At 49.4% G+C, this 12846-nt stretch carries 11 protein-coding genes; all 11 read left to right on the forward strand.

Annotated elements, in window-relative coordinates:
- The first annotated feature begins 1 nt into the window (after position 1).
- The 11 genes from ACNFVB_RS00785 (at position 2) to ACNFVB_RS00835 (ending at position 12841) form a co-directional block, all read left to right on the forward strand.
- The gene (locus tag ACNFVB_RS00785) at positions 2–673 is read left to right on the forward strand and encodes an NADH:ubiquinone reductase (Na(+)-transporting) subunit D (protein ID WP_075101260.1); all 672 of its coding nucleotides are present in this window, start codon (positions 2–4) and stop codon (positions 671–673) included.
- Positions 673–1281, forward strand: a complete 609-nt coding sequence (gene nqrE / locus ACNFVB_RS00790) for an NADH:ubiquinone reductase (Na(+)-transporting) subunit E (protein ID WP_430737760.1) — start codon at positions 673–675, stop codon at positions 1279–1281. The genes ACNFVB_RS00785 and nqrE overlap by 1 nt, the downstream gene beginning before the upstream one ends.
- A gap of 121 nt (positions 1282–1402) precedes the next feature.
- Positions 1403–2638: an NADH:ubiquinone reductase (Na(+)-transporting) subunit F gene (gene nqrF / locus ACNFVB_RS00795; protein WP_105244401.1), complete on the forward strand. Its 1236-nt coding sequence runs from the start codon at positions 1403–1405 to the stop codon at positions 2636–2638.
- Positions 2639–2808: 170 nt separating this feature from the next.
- Positions 2809–3609, forward strand: a complete 801-nt coding sequence (locus tag ACNFVB_RS00800) for an SDR family oxidoreductase (RefSeq protein WP_223334970.1) — start codon at positions 2809–2811, stop codon at positions 3607–3609.
- A gap of 199 nt (positions 3610–3808) precedes the next feature.
- Positions 3809–4891 carry an FAD:protein FMN transferase gene (locus ACNFVB_RS00805; protein WP_430738445.1) on the forward strand — a complete coding sequence of 361 codons (1083 nt, stop codon included), beginning with the start codon at positions 3809–3811 and terminating at the stop codon, positions 4889–4891.
- Between the two features lie 256 nt (positions 4892–5147).
- Positions 5148–5393: a (Na+)-NQR maturation NqrM gene (gene nqrM / locus ACNFVB_RS00810; protein ID WP_430737761.1), complete on the forward strand. Its 246-nt coding sequence runs from the start codon at positions 5148–5150 to the stop codon at positions 5391–5393.
- Between the two features lie 287 nt (positions 5394–5680).
- Positions 5681–7021, forward strand: a complete 1341-nt coding sequence (locus ACNFVB_RS00815) for a CynX/NimT family MFS transporter (RefSeq protein ID WP_430737762.1) — start codon at positions 5681–5683, stop codon at positions 7019–7021.
- Positions 7022–7120: 99 nt separating this feature from the next.
- Entirely contained in the window at positions 7121–7906 is a 786-nt protein-coding gene (locus ACNFVB_RS00820; RefSeq protein WP_430737763.1) for an arylesterase, read from the forward strand.
- 67 nt (positions 7907–7973) lie between these two features.
- Positions 7974–8675, forward strand: coding sequence for an ABC transporter ATP-binding protein (locus tag ACNFVB_RS00825; protein ID WP_430737764.1), 702 nt, complete (start codon positions 7974–7976; stop codon positions 8673–8675).
- The gene (locus tag ACNFVB_RS00830) at positions 8665–11286 is read left to right on the forward strand and encodes an ABC transporter permease (RefSeq protein ID WP_430737765.1); all 2622 of its coding nucleotides are present in this window, start codon (positions 8665–8667) and stop codon (positions 11284–11286) included. Before ACNFVB_RS00825 ends, ACNFVB_RS00830 begins: the two co-directional genes overlap by 11 nt.
- A 232-nt stretch (positions 11287–11518) precedes the next feature.
- Positions 11519–12841: a valine--pyruvate transaminase gene (locus tag ACNFVB_RS00835; protein WP_430737766.1), complete on the forward strand. Its 1323-nt coding sequence runs from the start codon at positions 11519–11521 to the stop codon at positions 12839–12841.
- Positions 12842–12846 lie beyond the last annotated feature (5 nt).

Raw genomic sequence — 12846 nt, forward strand, 5'->3', positions numbered from 1 at the left:
CATGGCTGACACCAAAAGTATTTTAACCACGCCTATCTTTGACAATAACCCCATTGCCCTACAGATCCTAGGTATCTGCTCGGCATTGGCAGTCACCACCAGCATGGCCAACGCCATGGTGATGTGTGTGGCCTTGACACTGGTAACAGCGTTTTCGAGCTTTTTTATCTCTATCATCCGTAAGCAAATCCCATCGAGCATTCGTATCATCGTCCAGATGACGATTATTGCCTCGTTGGTTATTTTGGTCGATCAGGTACTAAAAGCGGTGGCTTATGATGTGAGTAAAGGCCTATCGGTCTTCGTTGGTTTGATCATTACCAACTGTATCGTGATGGGCCGTGCCGAAGCCTTTGCCATGAGCAATCCGCCTGTCCCTAGCTTTTTGGATGGGATCGGTAACGGTCTTGGGTATTCAGCGGTATTGTTATTTGTCGCAACCATCCGTGAGCTACTCGGTGCCGGTACCTGGTTTGGTATCACCATCTTGCAGCCTGTCACTGATGGCGGCTGGTATATTCCAAACGGTTTGTTATTACTACCACCGTCAGCATTCTTTATCATCGGTTTGTTTATCGCCATTGTGCGTATCTGGAAACCAGAACAAGTTGAAGACGCTGAGTTTGTCATGAAGCCGCAATCTAAAGGCATGGTACATGGAGGCGGTCACTAATGGGACACTATGTTAGTTTATTTATAACCTCAGTCTTTATCGAGAATATGGCGCTGGCCTATTTCTTAGGTATGTGTACCTTTTTGGCGGTGTCCAAGAAAGTCTCAACGGCCATAGGTCTTGGGGTCGCGGTCATTGTCGTGATGGCCATCACCGTACCGCTAAACAATCTGTTGTTTCAATTTATCCTAAAAAGTGGGGCGCTGTCATGGGCAGGTTTTCCTGATATTGACCTAAGCTTCTTAGGCCTACTCAGTTATATCGGTCTGATTGCTGCGACCGTACAGATTCTAGAGATGTTCTTAGATAAGTTCGTTCCAAGCTTGTACAACGCGCTTGGGGTGTTCTTACCGCTGATTACTGTCAACTGTGCCATCTTGGGTGGTGTTCTGTTTATGGTGGAGCGTGACTACAACTTTAGCGAATCGGTCGTATATGGCGTGGGCGCAGGTTTTGGTTGGGCATTGGCGATTACCGCATTGGCTGGCATCCGTGAAAAGCTCAAATACTCAGACATCCCAGCACCGCTGCGTGGTCTTGGTATTACCTTTATCACGGTTGGTCTGATGTCACTTGGCTTTATGTCTTTTGGCGGTATGTCAATCTAAACCGCTACGCTGAAAAGCCTAGTTAGCGATTTGACCTATTTAATTCATTTATTCGGTAGGGGTAGCAGTAGACGCTGGGCGTCCTGTTACTCCCCTACTCCATAGATTAAGGATACATATCATGGATTATGCTACGGCGATTGGTGGCGTTGCTATGTTTACCTTGATCATCATGAGCCTTGTCGCCATTATTTTGGCGGCGCGCTCAAGACTGGTCAGTTCAGGTGATGTTACCATCCATATCAATGATAATCCCGATAATGACGTTGTGACACCAGCGGGCGGCAAGCTACTGCAAACTCTAGCAAGCGAAGGTATTTTCTTATCTTCAGCTTGTGGTGGCGGTGGTACGTGCGCGCAGTGTCGTTGCCGCGTTATTGAAGGTGGCGGTTCTATCCTGCCCACCGAAGAAGGCTATTTTACACAAGGCGAGATTCGCAATCACATGCGCTTAGCCTGTCAGGTAGCTGTCAAGCAAGACATGAAAATCGAGATCGACCCTGAGTTTTTTGATGTACAAAAATGGGAATGTGAAGTTATCTCTAACGATAACGTGGCAACCTTTATCAAAGAGCTGGTACTTAAAATTCCAGAAGGCGAGGAAGTCAACTTCCGCGCTGGTGGCTATGTACAGCTAGAAGCGCCGCCGCATGAAGTGCACTACAAAGACTTTGATATCGGTGAAGAGTACCGTGAAGACTGGGAAAAGTTCGGCGTCTTCAAATACGTCTCAAAAGTCGATGAGCCTGTTATTCGTGCGTACTCGATGGCCAACTACCCAGAAGAAAAAGGCATCATTAAGTTTAATATCCGTATCGCCAGTCCACCGCCGCGTGGTCCTGAAGGTATCCCGCCGGGCAAGATGTCGTCTTGGGTATTTAGCCTAAAACCTGGCGATAAGGTGACGGTATCAGGCCCGTATGGTGAGTTCTTTGCCAAAGATACCGATGCTGAGATGATCTTCGTCGGGGGCGGTGCTGGTATGGCACCGATGCGCTCGCACATCTTTGATCAGCTAAAACGTCTAAATTCTAAGCGTAAGATTAGCTTTTGGTACGGTGCGCGCTCGATTCGTGAAATGTTCTATGTCGAAGACTACGATCAGCTCGAAGAAGAGTTCGATAACTTTGAGTGGCATGTGGCGCTATCTGATCCATTACCAGAAGATAACTGGGATGGTCCGACCGGCTTTATCCATAATGTGCTACTTGAAAATTACCTAAAAGACCATCCAAACCCAGAAGACTGTGAATACTACATGTGTGGGCCACCGATGATGAACGCGGCGGTAATTGACATGCTCCATAGTTTGGGCGTGGAGGATGAAAACATCCTACTTGATGACTTCGGTGGTTAAATACCCCCGCCAGATAAACTTAAAAGTGTATATAAAAAGAGTCTCAATTGAGGCTCTTTTTTTGTGTGATTTTTAGCAGTCATTGTGGTTGTTGAGACTACAAATCTAACTGGTAGATCAGCATTGCTATCCTATATCATGAACGCTCTAAATATTAAGAAAGGACGCTTATGAAAACCAAATACAAAGATCTGACCATTTGGATCACGGGTGCCTCTAGTGGTATTGGGCAAGCATTGGCGATTGCCTTTGCCAAGCGTGGTGCTAGAATTATTCTCAGTGGCCGTGATAACCAAAAACTAGAATCCGTCAAGAAAAGCTGCAAGCGTGCGAATAGGCATATTGTCATTCCGTTTGATATCAGTGACGCTGCTCAAGCAAAAGCCGCCTATGACAATGCCAAAGCTCAGGCTGGAAACATTGATTGGCTCATCAATAACGCCGGTATTAGCCAGCGCTCACTCATCATGGAAACTGACGAAGACGTCGAGCGTCAGATTATGGAGGTAGATTACTTTGCTCAGACGCGACTAACCAGACTAATACTGCCTGATATGATCGCACAAGGTGGCGGCAAAATCGTCATGGTATCAAGTGTCGCAGGATTACTAGGGACACAATATCGCGGCGCTTATGGCGCAGCCAAAGCCGCATTGCATATGTGGGCAAACAGTTTACGGGCAGAGTTGCATGACAAAGGTATAGAAGTGGCGACGATATTCCCAGGATTTATTCAGACCAACATCTCTATCAATGCCTTGACAGGTGATGGCAGCGCTCAGGGCACCATGGATGAAGCAACCAGTAACGGTCTCACGGCAACTGAGTTTGCAAAGCAAGTGGTGAAGGCACTCTCAAAAGGTGAAGAATATATCGTGGTCGCTGGCAGTAAAGAAAAGCTGGCAACACGGGTCAATCGTGTCTCACCGCCCAAACTTTATAAGCTCATACGCGAGTCGCAAGTAAAATAGCTTGGTATGCATTAGATTAGTATGCATTAGAATTTCACTGGACATTGCCATCATTGGTATTTGTAGGGTCAAGGGGTGTAAAATAAGCGTGTATTGTTTTACACCCTATTCATTTCTGCGTCATACTGAAGATATTATGAAAAATACAATGTACCGTTTACTTTCTAAGAAAACGATCAAAAACACGCTGTTTGGCACAATGAGCCTTACCAGCATCTTAAGCCTCAGTGCTTGCCAGCAAACACCAGATTATAACTATCTGACTGGTGAAACGATGGGGACAAGCTACCATATCAGCTATCAGCTCCCTGATAATGCAGATGAAGCTGCCATACAAGCAGCCATCGATCAGCGGCTGCAACAGATCAATGATAGCATGTCGACCTATCAATCTGACTCTACTATCTCTAAGTTCAACCAGCTAGGAAAAGACACACCCATAGCGATCGATGCCGACTTTGCGCATGTGCTTGAGGTGTCGCGCACCGTCTATCAGCAGTCCGGCGGTGCCTTTGATCCAACAGTGATGCCCCTAGTAGAGACGTGGGGTTTTGGTAGTACCATGACCGTCGAGCGCTTACAAAATCCGCCCACTGCGCTCGAGATCGCTCAAGCAAAAGCCTTGGTCGATTTTGACAGTATCGTACAAGATCAGCAAAGCATCTACAAAACCAAAGAAGGCGTGGGGCTGGATTTTTCTGCGGTGGCAAAAGGCTATGGCGTCGATGTCATCGCTGATGTGCTCAAAAACGACTATCAAATCAGAAACTATATGGTGGAGATAGGGGGCGAGATTGCGACCTCTGGTGTCAACAAACAAAAACAACCTTGGCAAATCGCTATCGACGCCCCTATCGAAGACAGCACTGTCAGTGAGCGCGAGACCATATCAGCGATTCGCCAACCTATCAGCACGGCCAATCAAATGCATCTGGCGACCTCTGGCAACTACCGCAACTCTGTGGTGTTCGATGGCGAGCGCTATAGCCATACCATCGACCCCACCACGGGCACTCCCATCGCGGGCGGCGCGCCTTCTGTCACTGTCGCCGCAGAGTCTGTGGCGCTGGCCGATGCGTGGGCAACGGCGCTGACTGCCATGCCGTATCAGCAGGCGCTAGACGTCGCTCAAAAGCAAAACCTAGCGGCGATGTTTGTGGTATTAGCCGATACCGATAATGATGGTGATAAAAAAACCATCAAAGACGCTGACAATATTGAAAAATGGCAAGTGGTACAGACACCAGCGATGCAAGCATTACGCGCCGACAAACCCTTGTAAACTGCCAGCTGCATGCGCCAAACATCTTGATACACTCAAGCGGCATCTGCAAAAATCTGCTATACTATAGTTAGCTGAATGTAAAACTGTTATGGATTTAAACGCGCTACTGGTATAAATTTTACTTGCGTGCTGCGTTCCCAGAGGCTGCGCAAAATTCATCCCAGTAGCGCTATGACATTGTTAGAGTGTATCGACTATATAAAGGTGTTGTCTTTATAGATGACAGCCCTATTTTTAATACGAGGTTTCCTCTATGTTTACTCAATTGCTCCCCATGCTTGCGATTACCTTTACCGTATTTGTGCTGTTTTTTGTCTTTATGGGTATTGGATATATGGTGAAAAAAAAGCCCCTAAAAGGTTCTTGCGGCGGGGTGGCCAAACTAATGGGCGACGAGTATTGCTCATTTTGTGGCAACGACCCAAACAAGTGCGACTCACTCATCGCCGAGCAGCAAGAAACCGCGCTTAAAGCCGCTCAGTTAGGCAAATCTGTCTAGAGTAGATATAAATACCGCGTTTGTTACCATACGCTGGTAGTATTTAGTCATCAATTGTTCTTATAATAGCGTCAAACTCTACAAAATAGAGTTGGCGCTATTTTTCTTGTGCCATATTCGTTTTGATAGCTTTTATAAGCCGCTGATGTTTTATAAATCTAGAATCAAACCTTCATCGTTATCATCCATATACTAAGTTTGCCCTGCTTGAGAGGGCAGCAAGTTCATATGACAGGCTTTCTGCCCGTGTTGTAAAGTCCTAACAGCTTTTCTAACTCATCGTTTTCATGAGACTTTTCTGGTGTTATTTGATAAGCGGCGCTGCGGCGACGCTATCTAATGACGTGTTTTTTATTTTATATAATAGTCGTGCTGCCATGTCTACCTCCGCAAATCTGTCTGCTTCTCAAACAAAAGCGTCAAAATCCCCCATCCCGCCATCATCACGCTTTACTTTTTGGCTGGTGTTATGTGCGATCGTATTACTTGCGACCAACATGCGCGCACCTATCGTGGCGCTTGGCTCTATCGCACCTGTGGTGCAAGAAGCGCTCGGTATCTCTGAGACTGAGCTTGGCTGGCTGGGCGCAGTGCCGATGCTGACTTTTGCCTTGGGCGCGCTTATCTCGCCTGCCATCAGTAAGCGCTTTGGGCTTGAGAATACCTTGATTGCGATGATTGCCCTGCTGACGATTGGCATGGTCATCCGCTCGGTGATTCCCACTTGGATTGGCTTTTTGAGCGGGACGGTATTACTAACGCTGGCCATCGGTTTTGCCAACACCTTGGCCGCGCCTGTCATCAAACAGCGCACGCCCAATCACATACCGCTGGTAACAGGCTGCTTTAGCTTGACCTTGACCGTCGCCGCAGGCATCGTCGCAGGTGTGGTGCTGCCGTTATCTGAGCAGTTTGGTTGGCAGTGGGCGCTTGGCGGCTGGGCGCTTTTGGGCTTTTTTGCCTTAGTTTTGTGGGTGTTTTTGCGGGTGCGGCTAGGCTCATCGACACGGGTGGTGGCGCCGCTCGCTACCGGCTCATCAGACATTTCGGTATGGCGCTCAGCATTTGCTTGGCAGATTTCGGTCTTTATGGGTCTGCAGTCTTTGTTGTTTTATACGGTTGCCAGTTTTTTACCGTCGATTTGGCTCAGTAAGGGGCTGTCTGCGGTGAGTGCTGGACAAATGGGATCGGTGTTTCAGTTTATGGCACCGGTGGCCATTTTGAGCCTGACGTGGCTGGTCAATCGCGGTCGACCGATTCAGGCACTGGCCGTCTTTGCCGCCGCTTTAAACGTGTTTGGTGTATTGGGCATCATGTACCTATCGACCGACCTTGCTTGGCTGTGGTCTGGGCTCATGGGCATGGGCTGTTCGGCGATTTTTACCTTAAGTATGATGCTGTTTTCGATGCGCACTTATACCGCCAACCAATCCAGCGAGTTGTCTGGTATGGCGCAGGCAGTGGGGTATCTACTGGCGTTTTTTGGTCCGCTTGGTACTGGCTGGATCCATGATGCCACAGGCAGTTGGGACTTGGCGCTGTTTATGCTGCTGATCTTGATGATCATCAACGTCGTGATGGCATGGCTGGTCAGTCGCCCAATCATGGTCGATGGTAAGCACGCTTAACATCGGCTTAACCCTAAATCACGGTAACCTTATCATAATATTGGTCGCGATCTTATTTTGCTACACTGGTTTGATTGCTTATAGGATAGACTACGTATTATGAAACCATCTTCTCGTTTGACTTCGCACCTACCGGTGGCGGCTCTCTTAGCCATGGTGATGGCCACCAATGGTTGTCAAAAATCGCCTGATAATGCTGATACCACGCCAGCCGACAGCACACAACCAACCCCGCCTATCAGCCAAACTACTCAAACCAGTCAGACTGCCGATACATCATCCACCTCACGGTTGGATGAGCAGCAAGCAGCGCTGACCATCTTGGCGCTGGGCGACTCCTTGACCGAAGGCTTGGGCGTGTCGCCTGAAGATAACTACCCTGCCCAACTAGAAGCTCAGTTAAAAAAAATGGGCTATTCCAATATCACTGTCGTCAATTCCGGCTTGAGCGGCGAGACCAGCACAGGGCTGGTCAATCGCTTGGATTGGGTGCTACAGACCAAACCTGATATCACCATACTGACCATTGGTGCTAATGATGCCATGCGCGGTATAGAAGTCGCCACTATCGAAAATAACATTCGTACCGCCATCAAACGCTTGCAAGCAGGTGGCAGCGAAGTCATTTTGGGCGGCATGCAGATTTATGACAATCTTGGCTCAGACTACGTAGAGTCGTTTGCCGCGATTTATCCGCGCATCGCCGAAGACACGGGGGTTACGCTGATTCCGTTCTTTTTGGACGGGGTGGGCGGTGATGCCGCTCTCAACCAAGCGGATGCCATTCACCCGACTAAAGAGGGCTATCGCATGATCGTCAATGAAAATATTTTGCCAGTGCTCACGCCCAAGCTAGAAAAAATAGTCGAAAGTGAGCGTAATTAAAGGCGCTTATCTATAGCTGCTTCACTTCGATGCCTTATGGCCTTAAACCAACCAACCGGAACTGCCCATGACCGCCACACTTACCAGTAACGCCATACTCAGTGCCGAGCATTTACATAAAACCGTGCAAGTCGGTGAGCAACCGCTGGCCATCATCAAAGACGTCAGTATCCATGTCGATGCCGGCGAGTTTGTAGTGATTATGGGCAAATCAGGCTCAGGTAAATCCACCTTACTGGGTCTACTGGCCGCGCTTGATTATCCCGATAGTGGCTCGATTACGCTGGCTGGACAAACGCTAAGCGCTCTTGATGAAGATGCGCTAGCGGTGATTCGTCAGCGCGAGATGGGCTTTGTCTTTCAGTCATTTCATCTACTGCCGACCTTGAGCGTGCGCGAAAATATCGCTTTTCCGCTAGATATCGCGCGGCGTCCTGATCCTGCGCGGGTCGATGCCTTAATCGAAGCAGTCGGGCTCGGCCATCGACGTGATAGCTTGCCCAGTCAACTATCCGGCGGTGAGCAGCAGCGCACAGCGGTGGCGCGCGCGCTGGTCGCCCAGCCAAAGATTGTCTTTGCCGATGAGCCGACAGGCAACTTGGATGAGCAAAACGCCGAGCAGGTCATGCAGCTATTGCTAGACTTGCGTGCGCAGACAGGCTCAGCGCTGGTCGTCGTGACGCATGATCCAGCGCTCGCTGACATGGCCGATCGAGTCATCACCATGCATGACGGTACGATAGATGGGTCAAACGCTGATGAAAAATAAACCAAGCGCTGCTACAACTCAGTCTGCTACAGCCCAGTCTCATGGCCTGATAGGTCCGCTGTTTACTCGCACGTTAGGCGCGCAAGCCCTCACCCGTAGCTGGTGGCGACGCTGGGTGTATCCGGTATTGTTTTTATTGACGCTGACGCTATCACTGGCCACTTATCTGACTCTGGACTCTATCCAGCAGTCCGTTGATCGCTACATCACTGACAATCAGCGAGCGCTGGTCGGCGGCGATCTGATACTCAACAGCAAACAAGACTGGCCAAGCGAGGTCATGGCACAAGTCAACACCCTGCCTGCCAGCCAAGTCGTCTACGATCATCAGTTTAGTGCGATGGTGGTGAGCGCAGAGCAGACATTGCTGACGCAGCTCAAAGCCGTCTCTCCCGCTTATCCATTATATGGCGACGTCGAGCTGGCCTCCGGACAGCCGCTGTGGCAACAGCTGACAGCCGATAGCATCATCGTCGCGCCAGAGGTGCTAAATGGTCTTGGCGCTACCGTCGGCGATGTCGTCACCATCGGTGATGGGCGCTTTACCATCCGCGATGTACTGACCAAAGAGCCAGATCGCCCTTTAAGTGCCTTTGGCTTTGGCGGGCGGGTCCTGATGCAGCAACAAGCGCTGGCAGCCACCAACCTATTGGGGCAGCGCAGCCGTGTCAACTACCGTATCGAGATGGCAGGAGATGCCGAGACAATAGCGGCGCAGCATGCAACGCTTGAGCAGCTACTCGTAAGCCACCCTGATATCGAGCTATCTGACGCTCAGTCAGCGGATACGTCTGTCTCGCGTATTTCTGATAATGTCTTGATGTTTTTAAAGCTATTGGTCATCGCCGTCCTCCTGCTTTCGGCGGTGGCGATGTATGGGGTGATTAGTGCTTTTGTCAGCAAAGAGCAGCCGAACAACGCCATTCGCCTCGCCTTAGGTGAGCCGCTTGCCTCGCTCAAACGCAGCTACTACCAGCTACTACTTACAACCACCGTCATCGCTTGTATCGCAGCGAGTATCCTTGGTGCCGGCTTACTACAGGTCAGTCAGCCCTACCTTGGCGCTATCTTACCTGCCGATGTGGCGCTAGCGATCAACCCCATTAGCGTCCTAAAAACCATCATCATTGCGCTGCTCTTGAGCTTTGTCATCGCCCAGCGCGGTTTACGCCCGCTGAACCACACCAAGCCTGCAACCTTACTCAATCAAGGCGCAAGTCAGTCCAATCAAAACCTGCCATGGTATCGACGCCTGCCGATACTATGGTACGGGCTGATGCTAACAAGTCTGTATGTGTTTTTTGCTTATGAAGTGGGCTCGTGGCTACTGGGCGCGCAGCTGCTGATCGGCCTGATTGGCTTTGTCGCGATATTTTGGCTGCTTGCTCGTGGCTGGCTATGGCTCTTGACACAACTGGCCTCGCGCCGCCGTATCAGCTGGATGCAGCGTATCGCCATTCATAATTTGGCGCGCAAAGGCAACCAATCGGCGCTATTTTTTGTCACCTTATCGCTGTCGGTCGCCGTCCTAACACTTATCACCACGCTTAATCACAGTATCAACGAGCAGTTTATCAATACCTACCCTGCAGACGCGCCCAATATATTTTTGCTCGATGTACAAAGCGAACAACACGACGCGATTAATAACATCATTGGCGCACCGGTCAGCTATTACCCCGTTATTCGGGCGCGGGTGGTGACAGCAGGCGGCGTGCCTGTACAAGATATCGAGCCTACAGAAGGTTTTGATGATCCGTCGCGAGTGTTTAACTTAAGCTACGCCGACACGGTGATGGATACTGAGTTCATCACTGATTCTCTAAAAAAAAACGCGCTCTATGCGCCTATCACCACCGATCATACCGATAATAACAACAACGCCGCACAGACCATAGCACCCCTATCTATCTTGGATACGGCAGCCAGTTTGCTCAATGTCGGCATGGGCGACGAGATCATTTTTAATATCCAAGGGATCAAAATCATCGGGCAAATTACCAGTATCCGCTCGCGCTTCGAGCGTGGCCCGAGTCCGTATTTTTATTTTTTGTTTGAGCCATCGGTGCTGTCCAGCGCGCCGCAAATCCAGTTTGCCACCGCGCATATCCCTGAGGACCGTATCGCCGAGGTACAAGGTCAGCTGGTACGCAAGTTCCCTGCTGTCACCACCATTGACGGTACCGCTATCGCTGAGCAAGTCCAAGATTTGGTCGTGCAAATGAGCCGCTTGGTCTATGTCTTCACCTTACTGGCATTGCTAACAGGCATCATGGTATTGATTAGCTCGCTGCTGTCCACCTCACAGGACCGTATGACCGAGAGCGCCTCATTTCGCCTGCTAGGGATGCAAAAGCGCGACTTGTATATGCTTAATATCTTAGAGATTGGCGTACTTGGTGTTAGCGCCGCGGTGTTTGCGATGACGATTGCCAGCGCTGGCGCTTGGTTTGCGATTACCCAGTGGTTTGACTTACGCTTTAGCGTACCGTGGGCGAATCTGGCTATTGGTGGCGGATTGCTTCTCGCCTTACTGTTGGGTATTGCGATTATTTATGTACGCTTGGTGATTGGACGCGGGATTATGGCTCGGGTCAGGGCGATGATTTAGCGTATTCAATTTTAGCTTTGCAAGAATTCCGCCCCAAATCCCTGATTTCCTAAACCCTCAAATCAAAACGCACACTATGGATATAGTGGGCGTTTTTTTTACTTAAGACACAACTATATAAACCAATATCAACCCCGCACTTTGCTTATTTTATAGCCCTCATTTGCTATACTAGCCTAACTTTATCGATTAAATTCTCCCTTACACCTCTTTAAAACAGCACGGTAACCTTATGAAATTCTCAAAGTTCGGTCAAAAATTTACCCAGCCCACTGGCATCTCACAATTGATGGATGATCTGGGCGATGCGCTCAAAAGCGATAAGCCGGTCAATATGCTCGGTGGTGGTAATCCAGCGCGTATTGAAGCGGTGAATGAGCTGTTTTTAGAGACCTATCAAGCGCTGGGCAATGATGGTAGCTTTCGTGAGGACATTAACAGCACAGCGACGAGTAGCATGGCGAATTACTCCAATCCGCAAGGGGATGCTGGCTTTATAGATGCCTTAGTTGGCTTCTTTAACCGTCATTATGACTGGAATTTGACGAGTGAGAATATCGCACTGACCAATGGCTCGCAAAATGCGTTTTTCTATTTGTTTAATCTGTTTGGCGGTGCGTTCACTGATGAGAAGAATGAATCTGTCGACAAATCCATTCTACTGCCATTGACCCCTGAGTATATCGGCTATAGCGATGTGCATGTCGAGGGTCAGCACTTTACCGCCGTATTACCGCATATCGATGAAGTGACGCATGATGGCGAAGCAGGCTTCTTTAAATATCGCGTGGATTTTGAGGCGTTAGAGAGCTTGCCTGCGCTGACCGAAGGCCGTATTGGCGCGATTTGTTGTTCGCGTCCGACCAATCCAACAGGTAACGTGCTGACCGATGAGGAAATGGCGCATTTGGCGGAGATTGCTAAGCGTTACGATGTACCGCTGATTATTGATAACGCCTACGGTATGCCCTTCCCTAATATTATTTATTCCGACGTCACGCTCAACTGGGATGACAATACGATACTGTGTTTTAGCTTATCCAAAATCGGCTTACCCGGAGTGCGTACCGGCATTATCGTTGCCGCGCCTGAGGTCATCGCAGCCGTCAGCGCGATGAATGCGGTGGTTAATCTCTCGCCGACGCGCTTTGGCGCGTCTATTGCCACGCCTTTGGTTGAAAACGATGCCATTAAAGACTTGTCCGATAACGAGATTAAGCCGTTTTATCAGCAGCAAGCAAAAAAGGCCACTGCGCTGCTTAAACAAGAGCTGGGTGATTATCCATTGATGATTCATAAGCCTGAAGGGGCGATATTCTTTTGGTTGTGGTTTAAGGACTTGCCGATTACCACGCTTGAGCTGTACGAGCGCCTAAAAGAAAAAGGCACACTTATCGTACCGAGTGAATACTTCTTCCCGGGTGTCGATGTCAGTGACTATCAACACGCGCATGAGTGTATTCGGATGAGTATCGCGGCGGATGAGGACACGTTGGCCAAAGGCATTGCGGTGATTGGTGAGGTGGTGCGAAAGCTGTATGATGAGGCTAAGTAAAACCA

Source organism: Psychrobacter sp. VH5 (assembly GCF_050572635.1).
Taxonomy (GTDB): Bacteria; Pseudomonadota; Gammaproteobacteria; order Pseudomonadales; family Moraxellaceae; genus Psychrobacter; species Psychrobacter celer.

Excerpts from the sequence above, each read along its gene's own strand:
- ACNFVB_RS00785 (WP_075101260.1), top strand. The coding sequence starts at position 2 with ATGGCTGACACCAAAAGTATTTTAACCACGCCTATCTTTGACAATAAC.
- nqrE (WP_430737760.1), top strand. The coding sequence starts at position 673 with ATGGGACACTATGTTAGTTTATTTATAACCTCAGTCTTTATCGAGAAT.
- nqrF (WP_105244401.1), top strand. The coding sequence starts at position 1,403 with ATGGATTATGCTACGGCGATTGGTGGCGTTGCTATGTTTACCTTGATC.
- ACNFVB_RS00800 (WP_223334970.1), top strand. The coding sequence starts at position 2,809 with ATGAAAACCAAATACAAAGATCTGACCATTTGGATCACGGGTGCCTCT.
- ACNFVB_RS00805 (WP_430738445.1), top strand. The coding sequence starts at position 3,809 with ATGAGCCTTACCAGCATCTTAAGCCTCAGTGCTTGCCAGCAAACACCA.
- nqrM (WP_430737761.1), top strand. The coding sequence starts at position 5,148 with ATGTTTACTCAATTGCTCCCCATGCTTGCGATTACCTTTACCGTATTT.
- ACNFVB_RS00815 (WP_430737762.1), top strand. The coding sequence starts at position 5,681 with ATGAGACTTTTCTGGTGTTATTTGATAAGCGGCGCTGCGGCGACGCTA.
- ACNFVB_RS00820 (WP_430737763.1), top strand. The coding sequence starts at position 7,121 with ATGAAACCATCTTCTCGTTTGACTTCGCACCTACCGGTGGCGGCTCTC.
- ACNFVB_RS00825 (WP_430737764.1), top strand. The coding sequence starts at position 7,974 with ATGACCGCCACACTTACCAGTAACGCCATACTCAGTGCCGAGCATTTA.
- ACNFVB_RS00830 (WP_430737765.1), top strand. The coding sequence starts at position 8,665 with ATGAAAAATAAACCAAGCGCTGCTACAACTCAGTCTGCTACAGCCCAG.
- ACNFVB_RS00835 (WP_430737766.1), top strand. The coding sequence starts at position 11,519 with ATGAAATTCTCAAAGTTCGGTCAAAAATTTACCCAGCCCACTGGCATC.